This window comes from Priestia sp. SRI_019, from assembly GCF_057586255.1.
In genome coordinates this window covers 721048-747320 of sequence record NZ_JBYCZN010000001.1, presented here as the reverse complement: position 1 = coordinate 747320, position 26273 = coordinate 721048, and the positions used below count along the sequence as shown (strand labels likewise).

Below are 26273 nucleotides of genomic sequence, written 5' to 3'. Positions count from 1 at the left end.
CTCCAACAATTTTCAACTACTCAACATTTATCTGCATATACTGACTATTTTAACATATTATTATGCTTCATTGCGTCAAAGAAGAGAAGATTTTTAAAATCTTCTCTTCTTTGAGATTGAGAGTTCTCTTACAGCCGCAGTATTGAATAGATTCATGCAACAGCAAGAGGCATATATGTCCTATGACTCTTGACCGTCGCGGAACCTTTCGACAATAACAGGCTGAATCTGTTTATCTTCAAGCGCTGCGTACACCGTGTCTGATAACATCGTCATACGCGCTACCATTGAATTTGGCTTAAGCACCGGGTCATCTTGACCAAATGGAATAAAATAAATATTTTTAGTCGCCATTAGCCTCATTAAGTTTACACCATTTAGCCCTAGTGCGTCATTAGTCGAAATTCCCAGTACCACCGGCTTATTATTACGAAGCGTTGCTTTAGCTGCCATGAGTACCGGAGATTCAGTCATTGCATTTGCAAACTTACTCATCGTATTCCCAGTGATTGGGGCAACCACCATACAATCAAGCGGAATTTTCGGTCCTAAAGGCTCTGCTTTTACAATTGTATTGATGACGGCGTGACCCGTTAATTCCTCAATTTTTTTCACCCAGTCTTCTCCATCTCCAAAACGAGTATTTGTGGATTGTACAGTGTAAGAAACGACCGGTAACACTTCTGCTCCCAAATTAACGAGCTTTTCAATTTCCGGCATAACCGCATCATACGTACAGTGAGATCCGGTCAAGCCGAATCCTATTCTTTTACCTTTTAATGACATTATTTTTTCTCCTCTCTCGCATCCGCAGCGTCTTTTAATAAATTCACTAATACATTAGCGACAATCTGACCTGCTGTTTTTGGAGCCACAATTCCTGGAAGACCTGGTGCTAAAATAGCTTTAATTCCTCGTTTTTCCGCATAGCGGAAATCGGTTCCTCCAGGCTTTGAAGCTAAATCAATAATGAGTGCATGGGTCGGGACATTAGATAATGTCTTAGCCGTTAAGATGGGGTATGGAATGGTGTTAATACATATATCACTATCAGCAATTTCTTTATCGAGTTCAGAAAGATAGAAAGGTTGCAAACCCATTTCAGCAATACGTGCTAAATGTTCAGATTTTCTAGCTCCTACTTTTACATTGGCACCGAGTGCAGCAAAGGACCTCGCCACGCTCATTCCTACTCTTCCTAAACCTAGAACAGAAATATTTGAACCGTGAATGGTAAAATCCGTATGTTGAATAACAAGCATGATGGTACCTTCAACAGTAGGAATAGAGTTATAAATTGCTACATCATCACGCTCAAATAGCTGAACGAGTTTACGGTTTGTCGTTTTGACTAATTCGTTTAAATACCCATTGCTAATACCAGAATAAATAATGCAGTGCTCAGGCGTTTTTTTAAGTATTTCTTCAGTCAGCACTACTTTTTCATTTGAAAAAATAGTATCTACTTGCCCTTCGTGATTTGTTCCAGGCACTGGAAGGATGATGGCGTCAACATCTGAAAAATCCAGCTCCTCTATCTGATATTTCGTCGCACCTGTAAAACCATGATCTAGCTGATCAAAACCAATAAGAGAGGTTTTTGCATCTAATTGAATTAATTTTCGAATGACTTCAAGCTGCCTAGCATCACCGCCAATTACAGCTATGTGCAAATCCGTTAACATGTTTCATTTTCACCTTCTTTAACATTAAATAGATGTATCTTTCGCTTAAACCATCGAGATGTAAAGTGCTATCATTACGCCCTAGAATGCCTATTGCTTTTCTTCAACATACTATGTAAACACACAGGAATCGGTGAATCTTTATCCCTGAAAATAAAAGAAACGAGATGCAGGAAGCATCTCGTTTCTTATTTTGTTGACTGATTGTTTATGTCTTCTAGCTGCTGGACATTTACAATCACCATATCTGTACCAATTTTTTCGATATTCCCCCACGGCACTCGCACTTCATCTCCTTGCTTTCGAAACCCAAACCACTTCACAGATGGAATAATCAGCGCATTAATTTGTCCCGTATGTTCATTAATTTCAAGATCCGTTTGCCCTAAAATACCCAAACGCTCTGCTCGCTTAACATCTACAATTTCTTTTCCACTCAGTTCGCTTAATCTCATAGTATCCCTCCTTTTCTCTAATTTATTGAACAACCATACAAAAAATGACAAAAAAATAAGGCTGGCTCAATTATTTTAGCCAACCTTACTTTTACTGTTTACTTTCCTTTAAAACCTTTAGGCAAATCTCCACTCGGGCTTATTAATGAAAGAGCAAATTCATCTTTGAAAATATCTCGCGCAAGACCATTTACACTATCTTTAGTCACGGCATTAACAAGGTCTAGAATCTCATCTAATGAACGATGATAGCCTAGCATTAACTCATTTTTTCCGTTTCTGCTCATACGGCTATTTGTACTTTCAAGACTCAGCATTAAGTTTCCTTTAAGCTGCTCTTTGCTGTTAGAAAGTTCTTTATCTGTAATACCTTTGTCTTTCAGATCATAAAGCGTTTCTTGAACCGTATCATATAATACGCCGAGCTGATGGCTTCCCGTCCCCCCATAAATCGTTACAAGACCGCTGTCTCGATAAGAAGAATGATAAGAGAAAACAGAATAAGCCAAGCCGCGCTGTTCGCGGACTTCTTGGAACAAACGACTGCTCATACTTCCGCCAAGCACGTTATTTAATACAATTAAGCTATATACATCTTCTCCGCCGATTGGCAAACCTTTAAAGCCAAGGCAAAGATGAGCTTGTTCTGTTTCCTTTTTGCGCGCAATATGATTTGTATGGAACTCTGGCTGAACATATTGATGAGCGGAATGACTTGACGTATATGTACCAAAATAGTTTTCCACCTGCTGAATAAAACTTTCATCAATGTTTCCAGCTACTGAAATAACGATGTTTTCGGGAATATACATTTGCTCCATATACTGACGAAGCGAATCACCGTTAAATGTTTTTAACGTATCTTCCGTTCCTAAAATTGGATAGCCTAATGGATGATTGCCATATACGGCTTTGCCTAATAAATCGTGTACAATATCATCAGGTGTATCTTCATACATTTTAATTTCTTCATATACAACATTTTTTTCACGAGCTAATTCCTCTTCATCAAATGAAGAATTAAAGAACATATCCGCCAGCACATCTAGTGCTTGATCTGCGTGTTCATCTAATACTTTTGCATAGTAGCACGTGTATTCTTTAGAAGTGAATGCATTTACTTGTCCCCCAATGCGGTCGAAGCTTTCTGCAATTTCACGAGCAGATCTTGTTTTTGTTCCTTTAAAAAACATATGTTCAAGAAAATGTGATACACCATTAATTTCAGGGTGTTCACTTCGAGAACCCGTTCCGATCCAAACCCCAATGGCCACAGATCGAACAGTTGGGATATTTTCCAATACAATTCTTACACCATTTTTGCACGTATATCGTTTTATCAAGCTAGTGCCTCCCTTTTGCTTATCTCACTTACTTCTTAGTAGAAGAAGGTATTTTCATCATTCGTTCTTCATCTAGCATTGTTGACACATCGCTAACTTTCAGGCCTTTGCGTTCAATATCGGTTAACAATTGGTCAAGCGATTCGGCCGTTGATTCAGTCGGGTGCATCAGTACAATAGCCCCTGGGTGAATCTTTTTCATTACTCGATTAATTAACACTTCTGAACTTGGCTTTTGCCAATCGATTGTATCAACTGTCCACATGATGGTACTCATTTTTAACTGAGAAGCAAGCGTTACTACTTCGGGGCGAAAACTGCCGCTCGGCGGAGCAAACCATTTTACTTTTTGTCCCGTAGTAGACGTAATAATATCATTCGTTTTTTTTAGCTGCTGATTGATTTGACTAGCCGATAAAGTGGCCATATCAGGATGAGAATAAGAGTGGTTTCCGACTTCATGCCCTGCGTCTACAATCATTTTTGCCATATCTGGATTATTTTTAACCCATTTTCCTTCTAAAAAGAAAGTTGCTTTAGCATGGTGCTTTTTTAGCACTTCTAACATTTTAGGCAAATACTCGTTCCCCCATGCTACGTTCACTGTAAACGATACCATAGGCTTTTCATCGTGTCCACGGTAGATAGGTTCCTGTGGTAAATCACTCAAGTGAACCTTTGGTCTAACCTGTTTGTACACTAGTTTTTTTTCATCAAATTTACCCGCAGGTTTCATATTTTTATAAGAAGCAGCAAGATCAACTTTTATGCCGTTATAGCCAGGAACCCGTTTCCATACGGGATCGATTCGTGCATTCGCTGCCGGCTTTTCATAATCTTTTGCTTTTTCTTCAATCTTTTGATATAACGCATCATGCTGAGCTGATACAAGTTGTACATCGGATTTAAGTGCTTCTATATATGCTTCAGCAAAAGGATTATAAATAGATTTATATGTAATTGCCAGTAAAAATAGAAATGCTGTAAATTGCACAATGGTTCTCTTCACTTATCCTTCCCCCTTTACCATTTAAAATATGTATAAAGAGGACAAGGTAGAACAAACATCTACAAACGATAAAATCGCCCTACACATGGATTTTCTTCATGTATGGACGATTTCACAATATCTATATAGTAGTAAAAGAAGATTATTTTGTTTCTTTTGCTTTTTCTTCTTTTTCTTTTTGTTCTTTTAAAATTGCTTTACGAGATAAGTTAACGCGACCTTGTTTATCAATTTCCATGACTTTAACTAAAAGCTCGTCACCAATCGCTACAACGTCTTCTACTTTTCCAATACGCTCTTCTGCAAGCTCAGAAATGTGAACAAGCCCATCTTTTCCGCTGAAGATTTCTACAAATGCACCGAATTTTTCAATTCGTTTTACTTTTCCTAAGTACATTTGGCCGACTTCAACTTCGCGTACAAGATCTTCAATAATTTTCTTCGCTTTTTCATTCATTGGCTGATCAATAGAAGAAATGAAGATTGTACCATCTTGTTCGATATCAATTTTAACGCCTGTTTCTTCGATGATTTTATTGATTTGCTTACCGCTTGGTCCAATAACATCACGAATTTTATCAGGGTTAATAGCCATTGTAAGGATCTTAGGCGCATATTGAGAAAGCTCTTGACGAGGCGTAGCAATCGTTGACATCATATGATTTAAGATTTGCATACGGCCTTTTTTCGCTTGTTGAAGGGCTTCGTCTAAAATTTCACGAGATAACCCGTCAATTTTAATATCCATTTGAAGCGCAGTTACGCCATTTTCCGTACCTGCTACTTTAAAGTCCATGTCTCCTAGGTGATCTTCCATTCCTTGAATGTCCGTTAGAATCGAGTAGTGTTCACCTGATTTGATCAGACCCATGGCAATCCCTGCTACAGGTGCTTTAATTGGAACCCCAGCATCCATCATTGCAAGCGTACTTGCACAAATACTTGCTTGTGAAGTAGAACCGTTTGATTCTAATACTTCAGATACAAGACGAATTGTATATGGGAAATCTTTTTCATTTGGAATAACCGGCTCAAGTGCACGTTCGCCTAGCGCACCATGTCCAATTTCACGACGACCTGGTCCGCGCATCGGTCTAGTTTCACCAACACTAAATGAAGGGAAGTTATAGTGATGCATGAAGCGTTTAGATTCTTCTACACTTAAACCATCTAAAATTTGCACATCGCCAAGTGCACCTAATGTACAGATGCTAAGCGCTTGAGTTTGTCCACGCGTAAATAATCCAGATCCGTGTGTACGAGGAAGCAAGTTTGTTTCAGAAGAAAGTGGACGAATTTCGTCAATACTACGGCCATCAGGACGCACTTTTTCTTCTGTGATCAAGCGACGCACTTCACTTTTAACAAGCTTCGATAAAATTTCATTCACTTGATTTAGTACTTCTTCTTCTACATCTTGCTCTTCAAATTTTGCAGCTACTGCGCTTTTCACTTCTTTAATCGCATTTTCGCGCGCATGCTTTTCTTGAACTTGAACAGCACGGTTCATGTCACCTTCTGCAATTTCGCGAACTTGACGCTCAAGATCAGCATCCACAGTATAAAGCGCAACTTCTACTTTTTCTTTGCCTACTGCTGCTACAATTTCTTCTTGGAATGCAATTAATTTTTTAATTTGCTCGTGTCCAAACATAATTGCTTCTAGCATTACTTCTTCCGGTACTTCATCAGCGCCTGCTTCAACCATGTTGATCGCGTCTTTTGTACCAGCAACCGTCAGATGAATATCGCTTTTTTCAAGCTCATCTACCGTTGGGTTTACAACAAATTCATTGTCTACACGGCCTACGATTACGCCTGCAATAGGACCTTCAAATGGAATATCAGATACTGATAATGCTAATGAAGAACCGAACATTGCCGCGATTTCTGAAGAACAGTTTTGATCTACGCTCATTACAACGCTGACAACTTGAACTTCGTTTCGGAAACCATCTGCGAATAAAGGACGAATCGGACGGTCGATTAAACGGCTAGCCAAGATTGCTTTTTCACTTGGTCTGCCTTCACGCTTAATGAATCCACCTGGGATTTTACCGACTGCATATAAACGCTCTTCATAGTTTACTGTTAACGGGAAGAAATCTACATTTTTAGGCTCTTTTGAAGCCGTTGCTGTACTTAATACAACTGTGTCTCCATAGCGGATTAATGCTGCGCCATTTGCTTGTTTTGCCAACTGGCCAACTTCAACTTCTAGCTTTCGTCCAGCTAGATCTACGGAGAACACTCGTTTTTCTTGTTCCATATCGACGAGTACCCCTCTCTACATATAAAATATGTATGTAATCAAATGTGATAGTTTTATTATAAACGAAATATCCAAAAACAATAGCTTTTTTCACATTATGTAGCATCTTTAATGTTTCTTAAATGTACATACTAAAAAAGCGGGAATGCTCCCGCTTTCTTCTTATTATCGACGTAAACCAAGTTTGTTGATTAACTCACGATAACGAGTAACGTCTTTGTTACGTAGGTAGTTAAGTAAGTTACGACGTCGACCTACCATTTTTAAAAGACCACGACGTGAATGGTGATCCTTTTTATGAGTACGTAAGTGACCGTTTAGATTGTTAATTTGCTCTGTTAGGACAGCGATTTGAACTTCTGGAGAACCAGTGTCGTTCGCATGAGTTTTGTACTCACTAATGATTTCATTTTTACGCTCTTGTGTGATAGCCATCCTATTCACCTCCTTATTATTAAACCCCAGTTACCGAGCAAAACGTTGGTGAATCGTAATGCCAAGCAATGGTTGTTTTACATACAAGTGTTATGTTACTACTTATTGAAGCAAAAAGCAAGTCGTAGCAACTATTTATATATATTTTTTTATTTCTTATGCTTTTGAATTCCTTCAAAATAAGCAAGGGCTTCTTCCTTGTCCTTTGAGATCTGACCGACAAGCTCTTCGATGCCGCTGAACTTTTTTTCTGACCGAATCATTCGGTGCCATTTCACCGTTACGTGCTGATCGTAGATTTGTTCGTCAAATGATAATAAGTGGACTTCGATTGTTGGCTTTTCTAAATTATCGTGAAAAGTCGGCTTATAGCCCACGTTGCATACTCCTGCATACCACTTGCCGTGGAGCTGAAGCTCAACAGCATACACGCCGATGCGCGGAAGTAAATACTCATCGTCTAAAGCGATGTTAGCGGTTGGAAAACCTATTTGCCTGCCTCGCTTTTCTCCATGAGTTACTGTGCCTGACACTTCATAATAGCGCCCAAGCAGCTCTTTTACTCGATGCATGTCTCCATTTGCTAAATTTTCGCGAATAAGCGTTGAACTAATTTTTTCTTCGCCATTTGTTAACTTATCAATTGTTGTTTGCGTGAATTTTGATCGAGAATGAAATGGTAGTATTTCCATTGTTCCTTTACCTAACTTTCCATACGTATAGTCAAATCCAGCTACCACATGCTGCACATTCAGGCCAATAATATACTGATCAACAAACTCTTGAGGCAATAGTGCTGCAAACTGTTTATCAAAATGAACGATATATAAAAAGTCAATTCCCATTTCCTCAATGAGTTTCTTTTTTTCTTGAAGTGGTGTGATCATATCAACGTGCTGCACGTTGCGCCCGAGCACCACAGAAGGGTGAGGAGTAAACGTCATAACAGCACTAGCTATGCCTTTTTCATCCGCTAACTGTTTCGCTGAATTTATCACTTGCTGATGCCCTAAATGCACACCATCAAAATAACCAAGCGCTAACACTGATTGTTGAACAGCTTCTCGTTGAAAGTGGTGTGGATGTCGAATTTCAATCGTTTCCAAAACACAGTTCACCTTTTCCCTAACCGGTCTAGTCGATTGCCAACACTTTAACCGGCTTCATTAAATGTTTTTTTGTTGGGTGCTGAGCATAAATCGCTAAGCACTTGCCTGCAGAATTTATCATTAAAAAGAATGGTTCTTTTTTTAACTCTTCATCTTCCGTACACGGCAATACCGCGCCGTTTTTCACTTTCTCTGCTAATGTATCACTAATTTGAAGTTTCGGCAAATGATTAAGAGCTTCTTCGATGGAATGCAGTTTCTCATTGATCGTTTCTTCTTCGACCGCTCGTTCAATATCTTCAAATGTCATACAATCTTCCAGTGAAAACTGCCCGGAACCCGTTCGCTGCAAATAAGACATATGAGACGGATAGCCCAGAGCTTCTCCAATCATCACAGCAAGCGTTCGCACATATGTACCTTTGCTGCACGTTACGCGGAATTTGAAGGAAATTTGTTCTCCCTCAAATGTAGCGCGATTATCCAGCAGTTCAAAGTTGTAAATATGAATGGTTCTCACAGGGCGCTCTACTTCGATTCCTTGCCTTGCATATTCATATAGCTTTTTACCTTTGACTTTTACCGCGGAGTACATTGGAGGCACTTGCTGAAGTTCTCCCGTCATCGAAGACAGCACTTCTTCGATTTGAGCACGCGAAAAAGAATCTGCTACTTTCTTTTCTTCTACAACCTCTCCCGAAGAATCTTCTGTTGTTGTAGAAAATCCGAGTGTCACTTCTCCTTCATAGGTTTTAGTAGCTCCTGTTAGATACTCTACAATTTTGGTAGCTCTACCGATACAAATAGGTAATACCCCTGTAACGTCTGGGTCTAATGTGCCTGTATGCCCTACTTTTTTAGTGCGAAGCAGCTTTCGGACTTTAAACACACAGTCGTGCGAAGTCAGGCCAGCTGGTTTATGTAAAACTAAAACACCGTCCACTCATTCTTCATCTCCTTTTCATTTAAAAAAGGGTGTCTCAGAAGCAAAAACCACTTTTGAGACACCCTTTTTTGTTTCTACATTCACTGATCTTATTCGTTCTCTTGATGGTCATCGCTTTCTTTTTTAATTTCATGAAGCAATGATTCAATTCGATTACCATAATCAATTGATTCATCAAACTCAAACGTAATTTCAGGTGTTTTACGTAAGCGAATGCGCTGACCGATTTCTGAGCGGATAAATCCTTTTGCTTTCGCAAGGCCTTTTAACGTATTCTCACGCTGTTCAGCATCTCCTAAAACAGAGATATAAACTTTCGCTTGCTGTAAATCGCCTGATACTTGAACATCTGTTACAGTCACAAAACCGATGCGCGGATCCTTGATTTTACGATTTAAAATCTCGCCCATCTCTTTTTTCATTTGTTCTCCGACTCTAGTTGCTCTTATGTTCATCTGTGTCACCCCTTTTATAACCAATCAAAAGTTGTAATGGTACGTTCAATCTCTGGAAAAGAATCAATTAAGCTTAGCGCTCTTTGCAGTTCTTGTTCCGTTGTGACACGGCTAGATGAGACTGCGACAATGCTAATTTTTGTTCGTTGCCACACATCTTGAAAATCAGTTTCTGAAACTGATACGTTAAACCGCTGCTTCAAGCGCATCAAGATGCGCTGAAGCACGGCACGTTTTTCTTTAAGAGAAGCAGCATCGTAAATTAAGCATTCACACTCCACTAGTCCAATCATTTAGGATCAATTTGCTCCATTACATATGCTTCAATAATATCTCCTTCTTTAATATCATTGAAGTTTTTAATTGTAATACCACACTCATATCCTTGAGCAACTTCTTTTGCATCGTCTTTAAAGCGTTTTAGCACATCTACTTCACCTTCAAAGATAACAATTCCGTCACGGATTAAACGAATTCCACTATTACGCGTAATTTTACCGTCTGTTACGTAACTTCCTGCGATTGTACCAACTTTTGATACTTTGAATGTTTGACGTACTTCCACTTGACCGATGATTTTTTCAGCAAACTCAGGATCAAGCATTCCTTTCATCGCAGATTCAATTTCTTCAATTACTTTATAAATAATGCGGTGAAGACGAATATCTACGTTTTCTACGTCAGCTGTACGTTTTGCTCCAGCATCTGGACGCACGTTAAAGCCGATAACGATTGCGTTAGAAGCCGTTGCAAGAATGATATCAGATTCTGTAATCGCACCTACACCCGTATGGATAATACGAACATTTACACCCTCTACATCAATCTTTTGAAGAGCAGCAGCCAATGCTTCTACAGAACCTTGTACGTCTGCTTTTACGATAAGATTTAAGTCTTTCATTTCACCTTGTTTAATTTTTTCAAATAAATCATCTAAGCTTACGCGAGATTTTTCACCGCGCTGTTGTTCAAGCTGCTTTTGAGCACGAGCTTCTCCGATTTGACGAGCTGTTTTCTCATCTTCAAACACTAAGAAACGATCTCCAGCTAACGGAACTTCGTTTAAGCCAGTAATCTCAACCGGAGTAGATGGTCCTACTTCCTTCACACGGCGGCCGATATCATTTACCATTGCGCGAACGCGGCCAAACGTATTTCCGACTACGATTGGATCACCTACGCGTAGTGTACCAGTTTGAACAAGAAGCGTTGCTACAGACCCACGGCCTTTATCTAACTGTGCTTCTACAACTGTACCTGCTGCACGACGGTTCGGATTTGCTTTTAACTCTTCTACTTCACTTACAAGTAAAATCATTTCAAGCAATTGATCGATCCCTTCACCCGAAATGGCTGAAAGCTTACAGAAGATTGTTTCTCCGCCCCACTCTTCAGCTACAAGGCCGTGCTCCATTAGTTCTTGCATCACGCGATCTGGATTTGCTGCTTCTTTATCCATTTTGTTAACCGCAACAATAATTGGCACTTCTGCCGCTTTTGCATGGTTAATCGCTTCAATTGTTTGAGGCATTACACCATCGTCTGCTGCAACAACAAGGATTGTAATATCCGTTACTTGCGCACCGCGAGCACGCATCGTTGTAAATGCAGCATGCCCTGGTGTATCAAGGAATGTAATTTTCTTTTCATCAACCACAACTTGATAAGCACCGATATGCTGCGTGATACCGCCTGCTTCTGCAGCCGTTACTTTTGTGTTACGGATAGAGTCAAGAAGCGTCGTTTTACCGTGGTCAACGTGACCCATGATTGTAACAACTGGAGGACGCACTTGAAGATCTTTTTCGTCATCAATGATTTCTAATGAGTCAAAAGCAGTGTCATCTACCACTACTTCTTCTTCAACTTCTACACCGTATTCTCCGGCAATTAGTTCGATAGAATCTTTATCTAACTCTTGGTTAATTGTTGCCATTACACCAAGCATAAATAGTTTTTTAATAATTTCAGAAGGCTCTTTGCCTAATTCTTTTGCTAACTCAGAAACCGTTAAGCTTCCGACAAACGTTACTTTTTCCGGTAACTCTTTTGCAGCTGCTGGAGCTGGTCTACCTTTTGGTGCCTGTGACTTTTGTCCCTGCGGCTTTTTGTTACCTTTATTGTTTCCTTTGTTAGCTGTTGATTTTGTATTTTTATTCAATACTTTCACCCCCATAAAATTAACCGAGCATCGTTGCTAGCTTTTTAGCAAATCCCTCGTCCATCACGGCTACTACAACTCGAGCATCTTTACCAATCGCTTGACCTAGCGTGTAGCGATCGGGAACGATTTTAACCGAAACGTTGTAGTAAGAACATTTATCCGTTACTTTTTTCTTTGTGTTTTCAGACGCATCGCTTGCTAAAAGTACTAACTTTGCTTTTTGTTTCCGAACTTCTCTAACCACAAGTTCTTCTCCAGAAATCAATTTGCGTGCACGGTTTGCAAGCCCTAAAAAGGAGATCCATTGTTCATTCATTAGCGTGACTGTTTCTCCTTTTCTACAAGCGCTAGCAACTCTTCATAAACCGCTTCATCTATTGACGCGCCTAAATGTGTCGAAAGCACATTTTTCTTTTTTGCCAATAAAATTGCTTCTTTATCCTTGCTTACATAAGCTCCGCGCCCGGACTTTTTACCCGTTACATCAACTGAAACGTCGCCTTCTTTTGAGCGTACAACGCGTACTAGCTCTTTTTTAGGCTTCATTTCTCCAGTGGCCACACATTTTCGCATCGGGACTTTTTTACGATTGTTCACCTTGGCTCACCTCTTATTCCATATCTTCATCTGAATCAAATGCATGTTGACTTACTAGCATATCATCGCTGTTTTTTACAACCATACCTTCTTGTTCAGCTTCTGATTGACTTTTAATATCAATTTTCCAGCCTGTCAGCTTAGCAGCTAGACGTGCATTTTGTCCACGTTTACCAATTGCAAGTGACAGCTGATAGTCAGGAACGATAACAGTTGTTGCTTTTTCATTTTCATCTACAATCACATCTACTACCTTAGATGGACTTAGGGCATTGGCAACAAATTCAACTGGGTCATTTGACCAGCGAACGATGTCAATTTTTTCACCTTTTAGTTCATTTACAACAGCCTGTACGCGCTGACCTTTTGGCCCTACACAAGAACCGACAGGATCTACTTCAGCATACTCAGAATGAACAGAGATTTTTGAACGGTCTCCAGCTTCGCGAGCTACTGATTTTAATTCAACTGTACCGTCATAGATTTCCGGTACTTCTTTTTCGAAAAGACGTTTTAAAAGACCTGGGTGCGTACGTGAAACATAGATTTGTGGGCCTTTTGTTGTTTTTTCTACTTTCGTAATATACACTTTAATACGATCATGAGGTTTATACTGCTCATTTGGCATTTGCTCGCTTTGAGGAAGCAATGCTTCAATTTTGCCAAGGCTCACATAGATGAAGCGAGAATCTTGACGCTGAACAATACCTGTCATAATATCTTCTTCGCGATCGCTGAACTCTGAATAGATAACGCCTCGTTCCGCCTCACGAACACGCTGTGTAACAACTTGTTTTGCCGTTTGAGCCGCGATGCGTCCAAAGTCTTTTGGCGTTACTTCGATTTCAACCACATCGTCTAGCTGAAAGTTAGGGTTGATTGTTTGTGCTTCTTCAACCGAAATTTCCAGGCGTGGATCATATACTTCATCAACCACATCTTTGCGAGCAAACACGCGCATTGAACCTCTTTCTAAATTTAAATCAACGCGTACGTTTTGCGCTTGGTTAAAGTTGCGTTTGTAAGCAGAAATTAGCGCTGCTTCAATTGCTTCAATAATTACATCTTTGCTAATGCCTTTCTCTTTTTCAAGAATGACTAAGGCATCAAATAACTCACTGCTCATCGTTGGATAATCCCCCTTTAATATTGGCCCCTACACATTAAAATACAATCGCTAATCGAGCAAAAGCGACTTTGTCATATGGTAAAACCACCGTTTTTGTGCGTGTTTTGATACGAATAGATAATGTGACAGTTTCTCCGTCAAATGATTGTAATTCGCCTTCAAATTCTTTTGCGCCTTCAATTGGTTCATATGTTTTTATGTATACATGCTTACCAATTGCACGTTCAAAATCTTTATCTTTTTTTAATGGGCGTTCCGCACCAGGCGATGATACTTCTAAAAAATAGTTATGAGGGATTGGATCTACTGCATCCATTTTCTCACTCAATTTTTCACTTACTGCTCCGCAGTCTTCGATATCCACGCCGGTATCAGAGTCGATAAACACACGTAAAAACCAATCTTTTCCTTCTTTTACGTATTCAATTTCAACAAGCTCTAAATTCATTTCCTCTAAGATAGGGGAAACCATTTCTTCCACTGTTTGTTTTACATTTTTACTCATTCTAATCCTCCCTTCGAGACATTGCATGGTATGTTTAGGTTACGCGTTTTTTATGTCTCTTATATCAAAAAAGAGTGGTTTATTTGCTATTTTTATTTTGCACTCTATAAGAGGTCTAACCTACTAGAGTGGAAATGTTGTCATTTGTATTGCAGGATTTTAAACGTCGCATAATAAATCAATCATGGTGATTGAAAATCTACAGAAAAAACGAATCATGCTAGAAGCCGATTCGTTCTCCATACTACTTACTATGTCAGTAAGTTCATATCAATAAGAAAGAGCGGGTTTCCCCACTCTTTCTCGTCCGTATCCTTAGCATTTCCACAATTACTATATCATAACCGCTTATTTTATGCAAATGTTAGAAAAGAGAAAGCTGGTTCTGATCAGGTAATGATTCAAGGCATCCATGGTTGTCTAGATACTCTAAAATCGTCTTCGATACTTTGCCTCGCTGCTGCAAGTCTTCTTTCGATAAAAACTCTCCTGTTTCACGAGCTTTTACAATGTTCAGCGCTGCATTTGTCCCAAGACCGGGAATGGCATTAAACGGTGGAACTAAAGACGTGCCGTCAATTAAAAATTCGTCTGCGCTAGATTCATATAAATCTACTTTTTTAAATGAATAGCCTCGTTCGCACATTTCTAAAGAAAGCTCAAGCACCGTTAATAAGTTTTTCTCTTTAGGAGATGCATCTAAACCTTTGGCATTGATTTCTTCCATCTTCGCTCGAATAGCAGTTGAGCCTTTGATCATCGTATCAATATCAAAGTCATCTGCACGAACCGTAAAGTATGCTGCGTAATAAAGAAGCGCATGGTGCACTTTGAAATAAGCAATACGCACGGCCATCAATACATAAGCAGCCGCATGGGCTTTAGGGAACATATACTTAATCTTTTTACAAGAATCAATATACCAGTCCGGAACACCATTTTTGATCATTTCTTCTTCAAATTCAGGTGTTAGCCCTTTTCCTTTACGTACAGACTCCATAATTTTAAAGGCAAGTGAAGGTTCAAGACCTTGATAAATCAGATAAACCATGATGTCATCACGACAGCCGATTACTTCACTTAAGTTGCAAATATCATTGCGAATTAGCTCCTGTGCATTACCAAGCCATACGTCCGTCCCGTGCGACAGTCCCGAGATTTGAACAAGCTCTGAAAACGTCGTTGGCTTCGTATCTTCTAACATTTGACGCACAAAGCGCGTTCCAAATTCAGGTATGCCAAGCGTTCCTGTTTTACACATAATTTGCTCTTCTGTTACGCCAAGTGATTCCGTTCCGCTGAAAATTTTCATCACTTCAGGATCATCCGTCGGAATCGTTTTTGGATCAATTCCACTTAAATCTTGAAGCATGCGAATCACGGTCGGATCATCGTGTCCGAGTATATCAAGTTTTAATAAATTATCATGAATCGAATGGAAGTCAAAATGAGTTGTTCTCCATTCGGAATTACGGTCATCAGCTGGAAACTGGATCGGTGAAAAATCGAAGATATCCATATAGTCCGGCACAACGATAATCCCCCCTGGATGCTGACCAGTTGTACGTTTTACGCCCGTACATCCTGCTACTAAACGATCCACTTCTGCGTTTCGCAAATGTAAATCACGGTCACCGGCATAGCCTTTTACATAGCCATAAGCTGTTTTTTCGGCTACTGTACCGATTGTTCCCGCGCGGTATACATTATCTTCTCCAAACAGTACTTTTGTATAGTTGTGAGCTCGCGGCTGATACTCTCCGGAGAAGTTCAAATCGATATCGGGAACTTTGTCTCCTTTGAATCCTAAGAACGTTTCAAACGGAATATCGTGTCCATCTTTAATAAATGGTACGCCACAATCGTCGCAGCTTTTGTCCGGCAAGTCGAATCCGGAACCAACGGAACCGTCATTAAAAAACTCGGATTTCTTACATTTTGGACAAACATAATGCGGCGGCAGTGGGTTTACTTCTGTAATTTCCGTCATCGTGGCAACGAATGAAGACCCTACGGAACCACGTGAACCAACTAAGTAACCATCATTCAAGGATTTTTTAACGAGTTTATGCGAGATCAAGTAAATAACGGCAAACCCGTGGCCGATAATACTTTTCAACTCTTTCTCTAGACGAGCTTCTACTACTTCAGGCAGCTCTTCACCGTAGATGCTGCGTGCCATCGCATAGCTCATTTCACGCATTTCTTCGTCTGCACCTTCAATTTTTGGCGTATATAAATCATCTTTAATTGGTTTAATATCGTCAATCATATCCGCTATTTTTTGCGTATTATGAACAACAATTTCTTTCGCTTTGTCCCCGTCTAAAAATGAAAAACAATTCAGCATCTCATCCGTTGATCTAAAATGAACATCCGGCAGCTGATGACGGTTTAACGGGTTAGCCCCGCCTTGTGAACCAATTAAAATTTTTCGGTAAATTTTGTCTTCCGGATTGAGATAGTGAACATTTCCTGTTGCTACAACCGGCTTTCCAATCTTTTCACCGAGCTTCACAATATTGCTGATAATATCTTTTAAAGCTTTCTCATCTCGCACTAAATCCAGTTCAATTAAGTGCTTGTAGTTGTCAGGAGGCTGTACTTCGATGTAATCATAAAATTCAGCTGCTCCTTCTACTTCATCGATTCCTTTTTGCATCATGCCTTCGAATACTTCGCCTCGGTCACATGCGGTTCCAATCAAGATGCCTTCCCGATATTTGTCGAGCTGAGATCTTGGAATTCGCGGAACTCGATAAAAGTAATTTAAATGAGAAATCGAAACGAGTTTAAATAGATTTTTTAAACCTACGTTGTTTTGTGCTAAAAGCGTCGCATGATAAGGACGGGCCCGCTGATATGCATTACCTTCTCCCATATAATCATTTAAGCGATCGTGCATTGTAATTTCGCGTTCAAATGCATCTTTCAACATTTTATTTAACAAATAGCCGGTTGTTTCCGCATCATAAATCGCGCGGTGATGCTGCACAAGTTCAATATCAAACTTTTTAGCAAGAGTATTTAAACGATGGTTTTTCATATGCGGATACAAAAATCTTCCGAGTTCAAGCGTATCAATAACGCCGTTAGCTGCTTTTTCTAATCCGATTTTTTGCAGTCCCATATTTAAAAATCCCATATCAAAGCTTGCATTATGAGCAACTAAAATACTGTCGCCCATCCACTCATGAAAATCACGAAGTACTTCTGAGATTTCAGGCGCATTTTGGACCATATCATCTGTAATACCCGTCAGTTCAATTGTTGTTGCAGACAGAGGATGATGAGGATTTGCAAACCGTTCAAACCGATCGATGATTTCGCCTTCTTTCATCTTCACGGCAGCAAGTTCAATAATCGTATCGTATACAGCTGACAAACCGGTTGTTTCGACGTCAAATACTACGTAAGTTGCTTCTGTCAAATCCACATGCTGCGGGTTATAGGCAATTGGCACGCCGTCGTCTACTAAATTGACTTCCACTCCGTACAGTATTTTAATGCCGTTCTTCTTCCCGGCTCCATACGCTTCAGGAAACGACTGTGCAACCGCGTGATCAGTTATCGCTACAGCTGGATGTCCCCATTTTTTGGCTTGTCCGACTAAAGCTCCAACAGATGAAACAGCATCCATTTGACTCATTGGCGTATGCAAGTGAAGTTCCACACGCTTTTCATCTTCAGGCGCTGTATCCTGTCTAGCGGGACCGGTAATCTCGTTAACATCATTTCCAATCATAACTAGATCACGGACAAATGTATCGTTTTGTACACTTCCGCGAACCTTCACCCACATTCCTTTTTTAATCGCTTGAAGTAAAGGAATATCTTCTTTGTCACGCGAAAACATTTTAACCATAATAGAGTTTGTATAATCTGTCACTTTAAAAATAAGAAGCGTACGTCCGCTTCGTAATTCTCTCGTTTCTGCATCAAATACGTATCCTTCAACGGCAATTCGCTTTTCTTCATCCACAATGGAATCCAGGCGAACCGTCTCGTCTTTAATCGTATATCCAATTGTAAGCGGACCTTTTGGTAGGTCTGGCCCATCACTTTTTTCATTTTCTTTATTTTGCATTTCTGTGATGGCTTGTAATACTTTTTCTGTATCTTCTTGTTTTCGTTGCTCTACAAACTGCTGAAATGCTTCTTCTGAATGTACAACTTCCGTCATTAGCTGAAGGTTCGGAAACCCATAGGACGCATACTGATCAGCAATTAACTGACTATACTTTTTACGTAAAGCCGTTCCTTCTGCATCATGTCGTGCGTTCACAATCAATTTGGCACCGTTCAATCTCGGCATTTGATCTTGTAAAAGCGACTGTAAAAGGGGAGATATGCCCTGCATTTCTCCAATACAATGCTTCCAATATGACTGTACATGCTCTTCCGTACATTGTTTATTAACGGTTTGAATAGAAAAAGAAACACTCGCAATATGAGAAAAAGCTGAAGACATGCGAGCATGGAATAACTCATAAATCTCAAAAGGTAATAACCCTTCTAAAGAAAAATGGAAATGCCATTTTTTTTGTTCTTTCTGAATGACGAGCTTTTCAATCGCTGCGTTTTCAAAGTAAGGAACAATTTGATCACTCGTCAGCTCTAACTGCTGCAGCAGCAACTTAAAACGCTCTTTTTTTCCTAGCGTTTGTGCTTCCAAGTTTTCTGCCTCCTTTTATAAATGAGTGCAATCTATTTTAACATAAATGACTTCTATTCTGTCATATGTTCTGTTTATAAACATAAAAACAGCAGGGATACAAATCCCCGCTGCTTCATTACTTCGCTAGCAGTTCTTTCACTGTTGAAACAAGATTGTCAACTGACACTTCTAATGACTCCCCAGTTTTGCGTACTTTTACTTCTACAATTCCTTCAGATGCACGTTTACCAACTGTTACTCGAACAGGAAGACCAATTAGATCTGAATCTGCAAATTTTACTCCTGCACGCTCTTGGCGGTCATCTAACAGCACTTCAAAGCGATTATCTAATAACTCATTATATAATTTCTCACCTAGTTCACGCTGTTCATCATTTTTCACGTTAACTGGAATAACGTGCACTTGATAAGGCGTAACAGCTTCTGGCCATAGAAGACCGTTTTCATCATTAAATTGTTCTGCAATCGCAGCTACTGTACGAGAAACACCGATACCATAGCAGCCCATAATCATTGGCTGGCTGCGTCCGTTCTCATCTAGATACGTTGCTCCCATCGCTTCACTGTAGCGAGTTCCTAGTTTAAAGACGTGGCCCACTTCAATACCTTTAGCGAACTTGATAACGCCTTGTCCATCCGGTGACTGATCCCCTTCTTGGATGAAGCGGAAATCTTCGTAAGTTGCATTAAAGTTACGTTCATTCACATTTGTGTAGTGATAACCTTCTTCATTTGCTCCGCATACACCGTTAGCAATTGCTTTTACCGCATGATCAGCTACCACTTCTACTGAATCACTTACACCAATCGGTCCTACTGAACCAACTGCGCATTTTAATACTTCTTTTGTTTCTTCTGGAGTTGCCAGTTCAACAACGGAAGCTTCAAAATAATTTTTCACTTTAATATCGTTTACTTCGTGGTCCCCGCGAACAAGTACAAGCACAAAACGATCATCTACTTTAAATAAAAGTGACTTGATACAAGAAGTCGCTTCAACATTTAAGAAAGCAGCTACGTCTTCAATGCTATGCTGATTTGGTGTTTCCACTTTTATTAATTCTTTTTCAGCTTCACCTGATTTTTCATACGTATTTACAACCGGTGCCATTTCAACATTTGCTGCATAAGAAGATGTATCTGAATAAGCAATTGTATCTTCCCCGATTTCAGAAAGAACCATAAATTCATGCGTATCTTTTCCGCCCATTGCACCTGAATCAGCGATAACCGCACGGAAATTCAATCCGCAGCGCTCAAAGATGCGGCTGTAGGCAGCAAACATTTTGTCATATACTTCATCTAAACTTTCTTGAGAAGCATGGAACGAATATGCATCTTTCATAATAAATTCACGACCGCGTAATAAGCCAAAGCGTGGACGTTTTTCATCGCGGAACTTCGTTTGAATTTGATATAAATTTAGCGGTAAACGTTTGTATGACTTCACTTCGTCACGAAGCAAGCTTGTGATAACTTCTTCGTGTGTTGCTCCCAAAGCAAATTCACGGCCGTGACGATCTTTCATACGCATTAACTCAGGTCCGTATGAATACCAGCGGCCAGACTCTTGCCACAATTCAGCTTGTTGTAAAGCAGGCATTAATAATTCGACAGAACCTGCACGGTCCATCTCTTCACGAACAATTTGTTCAACTTTTTGCAATACGCGCTTACCAAGCGGTAAAAAGCTGTACACACCGCTTGCATTTTGGCGCATGTAACCTGCGCGCAATAGAAGCTGATGGCTTTTTATATCCGCATCAGCTGGCACTTCTCTTAATGTAGGAATCAATGTAGAACTTTGTCTCATAACCTCGCACCTCTTTGCTTACTTCTCTATCTTATTTTTTAAGGCGGACCATGCCGCAATTTTCATATAATCAGCGAGGGAATATCCCTCGCTGAGCGTATGTCTTATAAAAAGAACTTTTGAATATCGTTCCACGTTACAACGAGCATCAGCAGCATTAATAAAGCAAAACCGATAAAATGAACAATACCTTCTTTTTGACGATCAATTGGCTTACCGCGAATTCCTTCTACAGCGAAGAACAATAGTCGTCCTCCATCTAAAGCAGGAAGTGGAAGCAAATTGACAATCCCTAAGTTAATACTTAAAACGGCTGCCCATTTCATTAGATAATAAATGCCTGACTGTGCTACTTGATCGGTTGCTGCGTAAATACCTACAGGACCAGAAAGCATATCCAGTTTGAACTGTCCTGTCACAAGCTTCCCTAGACCCGTTAAGATTTCTTTCATCCACGTATATGTTTCAGTAGCCCCGTGCGTGATCGAACCAATGAATGACTTTTCAACCGGTGCATATACGCCAATTAGTCCAATTGTCTGTTCCCCAACTTTGCGACTTTCAGGTGTAATCGGAATATCTAGCGTTTTGCTGCCGCGCTGAACCGTGAATGTAATTTGCTGTTCAGGATGTTTTTGAATTACTTTTACGACATCATCCCACGTTGAAACACTTTGTCCATCAATTGCTTGAACTTTATCTCCTTGTTTAAGTCCCGCATCAACGGCTACTCCATCTGATGTTAATTTGCCCATCACAGGTTTGTCAACAACATATCCTTGAGAAATCCCAAGAACGATAAAAATAACAAAGGCTAATATAAAGTTCATTAGCGGACCAGCGAAAATGGCTAGCGCACGCTGACCAAGAGTTTTGGAAGCAAACTGACGGCTGTAAGGTGCAATTTGAATTTCTTCTCCGTCCATAACGAAGTAAGATTCTTCTGCTACCTCGAATTTTTGCAGACGTTCATCTTCACCTTCTTCATAACCTGAAATAAATAGATTATGCTCTAAGTCTGCTTGCTCTACCTCAATAACTTTTGCATTTGGATGCTGTTCCTTGTTATTAATAATGACTTTATTTACTTTGCCTTCCTTATCAAACATGAGGCCCACCATTTGACCAGGCTTTACTTCGATCATTTCTGGATCTTCTCCAGCCATTCGAACAAATCCACCTAGAGGCAGCAAGCGAATGGTATAAACTGTTTCATTTCGTTTAAATGAAAAGATTTTGGGACCAAACCCAATGGCAAACTCACGGCATAAGATGCCTGCACGCTTTGCAAAAACTAAATGACCAAGCTCATGAAAGAATACAAGAGCTCCAAAAATGACGACAAACGCAATGACTGTGTTCAATGGGTATTACCCCCTTCATGTAATAGAGTCAAACCTCCACCCACCAGAAATAAGTGGGTGGCTTCTCTCGCACGCACATTATCGAGAGATGGCGGATCTAACAAACTCTCTTGCTTCTAAATCTACTTCTTTAATAGTAGATAAACAAGGTTTCTGTATTACAGTATGTTCATTCATTGCTTTTTCAATCACATCTTCAATTTGCAAAAATGTAATGTGACCATCTAAAAAGGCTTGAACAGCTTCTTCATTAGCTGCATTTAAAACAGTCGGAAGTGTTCCACCCGCTTTGCCAGCCTCAAATGCAAAAGCTAAACAGCGAAAACGCTCTTCATCCATTTTAGCAAAGTGAAGCTGACCAATATCCGCCAAACTTAAACGCTTGGTGTTAGGTAAAGACATGCGTTTTGGATACGTTAACGCGTATTGAATTGGCACGCGCATATCAGGCGTTCCAAGCTGAGCAATAACGCTTGTATCAGAATACTCTACCATAGAATGAATGATGCTTTCTTTATGTAACAATACATCAATTTTCTCATAGGGAAGATCAAAAAGCCAATGTGCTTCAATCACTTCTAGTCCCTTATTCATCATCGTTGCCGAATCAATTGTAATTTTAGCTCCCATCGACCAGTTTGGATGATTTAATGCATCTTCAACCGTTACTCCCTGTAGTTCTGCTCTCGTTTTATCTCGAAAGCTCCCTCCAGAAGCCGTTAAAATTAAACGGTCTATTGCTTTTTGATCTTGCCCTTGCAAACTTTGAAAAATAGCTGAGTGCTCACTGTCTACCGGTAAAATATCAGCGCCATATTCCTTGGCTGCTTCCATGACAAGGTGACCAGCGGTAACAAGTGTCTCCTTATTTGCAATAGCAATCGTTTTTCTCATTTTGATTGCTTCTAGCGTAGGAGTCAACCCTACACTTCCAAGAACAGCATTTACTAAAACTTCTGTGGATGGATGAGTTGCCACTTCCACAAGCCCTTCTTCTCCATAAACAAATCGAATAGAAGGGAATTCTGCTTGCAGTGACAGACAATCTTCTTTCTTCATCACAGAAACAAGGGCTGGCTTACACTGCTGAATAATCTTTCTTGCTTCATTAATATTTCGACCTACAGAGATTGCTGAGAGCTCAAAATGCTCCGGATGCGCTCGAACAATATCAACGGTTTGAGTACCGATTGAACCTGTAGCTCCTAACAAGGAAATTTTCTTCAAGTATATTCACTCCTATTAAAACAAAGACATCTTTTTTATAGAGATAATAAAAAAGCTAAAATTGGCATGATGAACATCAAACTGTCAAAACGGTCTAAAACCCCACCATGACCCGGTAAAATCTTTCCTGAATCTTTTACGCCATAGTGACGTTTGAACGCTGATTGTACAAGATCACCCATCTGTCCAAATAACGATACAATAATACCAATTACGAGTAGTTCAATCATAGTTTGATCAATATTTGCTAACAGCTTAAATACAATGGCTACTACGATAGCGCATACGACGCCACCAACAAAACCTTCAATTGTTTTATTGGGACTGATTTCCGGCCATAGCTTTCGTTTCCCCATTGCTCGTCCAATAAAATAAGCTCCGGAATCCGTCGCCCAAATAATAAGAAAAGCAAAGAACAAATAAGCTAACCCAAACTCTTGACGAACCTCGATAAAATAATGAAAGCCAAAGCCAACATATACTGTCGTTAATAAAATAAACCCAACGTCATCGAAGGTAAATTTATTTTTAACTACAACCGTGTACATTAATAAAAGAAGGACAGCAGCAAGCGCTACTTCTATCTTATGTTCACTTAAGAATTGAAATGCAACATCTCTTCCATTTGGTAGTAAAAACACCCAGGTTAGCAATAAACTAATGATACTTGGAAAAGACATTGCTTTCAAATGTTTCATTTTTAAAAGCTCAATTACACCAACTGTTCCGATTACATACATAATAAGGGTAAAAGGTAACCCTCCAATTAAAACAATCGGCACAAATACCGCAAGTGCTACAATCGCGGTGATAATGCGCTGTTTCATCTTGTTTTCCACACCTTCTTATACACCACCAAAGCGGCGACCGCGCTTTTGAAACGCCTCGACTGCTTCGATTAAATGATTTTCTTTAAAATCTGGCCATAATACTTCTGTAAACCAAAACTCTGTGTAAGCTAGCTGCCAAAGCATAAAATTACTTAAGCGAAGCTCACCGCTTGTACGAATAAGCAAATCCGGATCTGGAAGGCTTTTGCTCATTAAATAGGAAGAAAATAAATTTTCTGAAATAGAAGAGGAAGCTACTTTTCCCTGTTCTACATCTTCTACCAATGACTGAATAGCGCCCATGATTTCGTGACGGCTACCGTAATTGAGCGCGAAGTTTAAAATCAGCCCTGTGTTATGCTTTGTTTTTTCAATTGCGTTATCCACGGCTCGAATCGTATGGGCAGGGAGCTCACTTTTATCCCCCATAATACGAACTTGCACATTTTTTTCAATTAGCTCAGGCAGAAAGGTTGTTAAAAATTCCTCTGGCAGTTTCATTAAAAACTCGACTTCAATTTTGGGGCGCTTCCAATTTTCAGTGGAAAATGCATATAAAGTTAATACTTTAACACCTAATTCATTGGCCGATCTGGTCACATGACGCACTACCTTCATTCCTTCATGATGGCCCATCATGCGAGGAAGAGCTCGTTTTTGCGCCCAACGACCGTTCCCATCCATAATAATTGCAATATGTTCAGGAACAGGGTGCTGTTTCACTTGATCTTTTCGTTCTGACAAAGACAGTGTATTTAAATCTTGACTTTTCTTCCATGCTTGAAATTTTCTTAACATGCAAAGGTCCCCCGTTGTACGCTCTCACATAAACGTGTGGCTTATGTGAGTTTTTTCTTACTACACATTATTAACAAAAAAACCCCCTGTAAACAATAGAGGGTCTTTTACAATATATTTTACCTTGAAATGACTTAAACTGCCATAATTTCTTCTTCTTTATCTTTCGCCACTTTATCCACTTTTACGATATGATCATCCGTTAGTTTTTGAATGTCATCACTGTAGCCGCGTAAATCGTCTTCAGTAATTTCACCTTTTTTCTCTAACTTTTTGAAATCATCGTTTGCATCACGGCGTACGTTACGAACCGCAACTTTTGCTTCTTCAGCATATTTTTTCACCATTTTCACTAACTCACGACGACGCTCTTCCGTTAAAGCAGGAATCGATAAACGGATAATAGTTCCATCGCTTGTAGGTGTTAACCCTAAGTCAGATTTTAAAATAGCTTTTTCAACTTCACCAATTTGTGATTTGTCATAAGGCTGAATAACAAGCATACGAGCTTCAGGCACGCTTACTTGCGCCAATTGGTTAATTGGTGTTGGTGCACCGTAGTATTCTACCGTTACGCGGTCAAGAAGTGACGCGCTTGCACGTCCAGCACGAATTGATGCTAGTTCGCGGCTAAATGATTGAATTGCTTTTTCCATTCTTTCTTTTGCGTTTTGCAACACTTGTTTTGGCATGTTTATTTCCCCTTTACAATTGTTCCAATGTTTTCGCCTGTAACGGCACGTTTAATATTGCCTTCTTCCGTAATTGAAAAAACAATTAGCGGAATATCATTGTCCATACATAATGAAGAAGCTGTAGAATCCATAACAGCTAGTCCATCTTTTAAAACATCAATATACGTTAATGTTTCGTATTTTACAGCATCAGGTACAAGCTTAGGATCTGCATTATAAACGCCATCTACGTTGTTTTTAGCCATTAAGATCACGTCAGCTTCGATTTCAGCTGCACGCAAAGCTGCTGTTGTATCTGTAGAGAAATAAGGGTTTCCTGTACCCGCGGCGAAAATAACAACGCGTTTTTTCTCAAGATGACGAACAGCTTTTCTTCTAATATAAGGCTCTGCTACTTGTCTCATCTCGATAGAAGTCTGAACTCGTGTTTGCACACCGATGTTCTCTAAGCTATCTTGAAGAGCCAAAGAGTTCATTACTGTTGCTAGCATTCCCATATAATCAGCAGCGGCACGATCCATACCCATTTCACTGCCAATTTTACCACGCCAAATGTTTCCACCACCAACGACTACAGCAATTTCCACACCTAATTCATAAACGGCTTTTACTTGTTCAGCAACAGATTTGATGATGGATGGGTTAATACCAAAACCCTCTTCACCAGCTAATGCTTCTCCACTTAACTTTAATACAATACGATTATATTTTGCTTGACTCATGCTTACCTCCATCGTTAACGGTGAGATCTCTTTTGTAAAAAA

General features: G+C 39.8%; 24 protein-coding genes. All 24 read right to left on the bottom strand.

Features of this window, described 5'->3' with window-relative positions:
* Positions 1–180 precede the first annotated feature (180 nt).
* Positions 181–786, bottom strand: coding sequence for a dipicolinate synthase subunit B (locus tag AC2YJL_RS03850; RefSeq protein ID WP_013058825.1), 606 nt, complete (start codon positions 784–786; stop codon positions 181–183).
* The gene (gene dpaA / locus AC2YJL_RS03845) at positions 786–1685 is read right to left on the bottom strand and encodes a dipicolinic acid synthetase subunit A (protein ID WP_013058826.1); all 900 of its coding nucleotides are present in this window, start codon (positions 1683–1685) and stop codon (positions 786–788) included. The genes AC2YJL_RS03850 and dpaA overlap by 1 nt, the downstream gene beginning before the upstream one ends.
* Positions 1686–1873: 188 nt before the next feature.
* Positions 1874–2140, bottom strand: a complete 267-nt coding sequence (locus tag AC2YJL_RS03840; RefSeq protein ID WP_016765372.1) for a YlmC/YmxH family sporulation protein — start codon at positions 2138–2140, stop codon at positions 1874–1876.
* A 98-nt stretch (positions 2141–2238) separates the two neighbouring features.
* On the bottom strand, positions 2239–3483 hold the full coding sequence (locus AC2YJL_RS03835) for a M16 family metallopeptidase (protein WP_487374627.1): 1245 nt from the start codon (positions 3481–3483) through the stop codon (positions 2239–2241).
* Positions 3484–3511: 28 nt separating this feature from the next.
* Positions 3512–4492: a polysaccharide deacetylase family protein gene (locus AC2YJL_RS03830; RefSeq protein ID WP_013058829.1), complete on the bottom strand. Its 981-nt coding sequence runs from the start codon at positions 4490–4492 to the stop codon at positions 3512–3514.
* Positions 4493–4634: 142 nt separating this feature from the next.
* On the bottom strand, positions 4635–6761 hold the full coding sequence (pnp, locus tag AC2YJL_RS03825; protein ID WP_028410844.1) for a polyribonucleotide nucleotidyltransferase: 2127 nt from the start codon (positions 6759–6761) through the stop codon (positions 4635–4637).
* Between the two features lie 168 nt (positions 6762–6929).
* Complete coding sequence (gene rpsO, locus AC2YJL_RS03820; RefSeq protein ID WP_013058831.1) at positions 6930–7199, bottom strand: 30S ribosomal protein S15; 270 nt, start codon at positions 7197–7199, stop codon at positions 6930–6932.
* 149 nt (positions 7200–7348) lie between these two features.
* The gene (gene ribF, locus AC2YJL_RS03815) at positions 7349–8305 is read right to left on the bottom strand and encodes a bifunctional riboflavin kinase/FAD synthetase (RefSeq protein ID WP_487374626.1); all 957 of its coding nucleotides are present in this window, start codon (positions 8303–8305) and stop codon (positions 7349–7351) included.
* A 28-nt stretch (positions 8306–8333) separates the two neighbouring features.
* The gene (gene truB, locus AC2YJL_RS03810) at positions 8334–9251 is read right to left on the bottom strand and encodes a tRNA pseudouridine(55) synthase TruB (RefSeq protein ID WP_014458471.1); all 918 of its coding nucleotides are present in this window, start codon (positions 9249–9251) and stop codon (positions 8334–8336) included.
* A gap of 92 nt (positions 9252–9343) precedes the next feature.
* The gene (rbfA, locus tag AC2YJL_RS03805) at positions 9344–9709 is read right to left on the bottom strand and encodes a 30S ribosome-binding factor RbfA (protein WP_013058834.1); all 366 of its coding nucleotides are present in this window, start codon (positions 9707–9709) and stop codon (positions 9344–9346) included.
* A gap of 14 nt (positions 9710–9723) precedes the next feature.
* The gene (locus AC2YJL_RS03800; protein WP_487374625.1) at positions 9724–10002 is read right to left on the bottom strand and encodes a DUF503 domain-containing protein; all 279 of its coding nucleotides are present in this window, start codon (positions 10000–10002) and stop codon (positions 9724–9726) included.
* Positions 9999–11870, bottom strand: coding sequence for a translation initiation factor IF-2 (gene infB, locus AC2YJL_RS03795; RefSeq protein WP_050689623.1), 1872 nt, complete (start codon positions 11868–11870; stop codon positions 9999–10001). The genes AC2YJL_RS03800 and infB overlap by 4 nt, the downstream gene beginning before the upstream one ends.
* Before the next feature lie 19 nt (positions 11871–11889).
* A complete protein-coding gene (locus AC2YJL_RS03790; RefSeq protein ID WP_013058837.1) occupies positions 11890–12189 on the bottom strand; it encodes a YlxQ family RNA-binding protein in 300 nt (99 codons plus the stop codon).
* Positions 12189–12470, bottom strand: a complete 282-nt coding sequence (gene rnpM, locus AC2YJL_RS03785; RefSeq protein WP_013058838.1) for an RNase P modulator RnpM — start codon at positions 12468–12470, stop codon at positions 12189–12191. The genes AC2YJL_RS03790 and rnpM overlap by 1 nt, the downstream gene beginning before the upstream one ends.
* Before the next feature lie 13 nt (positions 12471–12483).
* Positions 12484–13596 (bottom strand): transcription termination factor NusA, encoded by a 1113-nt coding sequence (gene nusA, locus AC2YJL_RS03780; protein WP_013058839.1) that lies wholly within the window; start codon positions 13594–13596, stop codon positions 12484–12486.
* Between the two features lie 37 nt (positions 13597–13633).
* The gene (gene rimP / locus AC2YJL_RS03775) at positions 13634–14104 is read right to left on the bottom strand and encodes a ribosome maturation factor RimP (RefSeq protein ID WP_013084764.1); all 471 of its coding nucleotides are present in this window, start codon (positions 14102–14104) and stop codon (positions 13634–13636) included.
* A gap of 364 nt (positions 14105–14468) precedes the next feature.
* Entirely contained in the window at positions 14469–18779 is a 4311-nt protein-coding gene (locus AC2YJL_RS03770; protein WP_230933493.1) for a PolC-type DNA polymerase III, read from the bottom strand.
* A 118-nt stretch (positions 18780–18897) separates the two neighbouring features.
* Positions 18898–20595, bottom strand: coding sequence for a proline--tRNA ligase (locus tag AC2YJL_RS03765; RefSeq protein ID WP_230933494.1), 1698 nt, complete (start codon positions 20593–20595; stop codon positions 18898–18900).
* Positions 20596–20699: 104 nt separating this feature from the next.
* On the bottom strand, positions 20700–21959 hold the full coding sequence (gene rseP, locus AC2YJL_RS03760) for an RIP metalloprotease RseP (protein ID WP_230933495.1): 1260 nt from the start codon (positions 21957–21959) through the stop codon (positions 20700–20702).
* Positions 21960–22037: 78 nt separating this feature from the next.
* On the bottom strand, positions 22038–23186 hold the full coding sequence (gene dxr, locus AC2YJL_RS03755) for a 1-deoxy-D-xylulose-5-phosphate reductoisomerase (protein ID WP_013058844.1): 1149 nt from the start codon (positions 23184–23186) through the stop codon (positions 22038–22040).
* A 35-nt stretch (positions 23187–23221) separates the two neighbouring features.
* Positions 23222–24013 carry a phosphatidate cytidylyltransferase gene (locus AC2YJL_RS03750; RefSeq protein WP_195695996.1) on the bottom strand — a complete coding sequence of 264 codons (792 nt, stop codon included), beginning with the start codon at positions 24011–24013 and terminating at the stop codon, positions 23222–23224.
* 18 nt (positions 24014–24031) lie between these two features.
* Positions 24032–24814, bottom strand: a complete 783-nt coding sequence (gene uppS / locus AC2YJL_RS03745) for an undecaprenyl pyrophosphate synthase (protein ID WP_013084770.1) — start codon at positions 24812–24814, stop codon at positions 24032–24034.
* A 134-nt stretch (positions 24815–24948) separates the two neighbouring features.
* A complete protein-coding gene (gene frr, locus AC2YJL_RS03740; RefSeq protein WP_013058847.1) occupies positions 24949–25506 on the bottom strand; it encodes a ribosome recycling factor in 558 nt (185 codons plus the stop codon).
* A 2-nt stretch (positions 25507–25508) separates the two neighbouring features.
* On the bottom strand, positions 25509–26231 hold the full coding sequence (gene pyrH / locus AC2YJL_RS03735) for a UMP kinase (RefSeq protein ID WP_013058848.1): 723 nt from the start codon (positions 26229–26231) through the stop codon (positions 25509–25511).
* Positions 26232–26273: the final 42 nt, after the last annotated feature.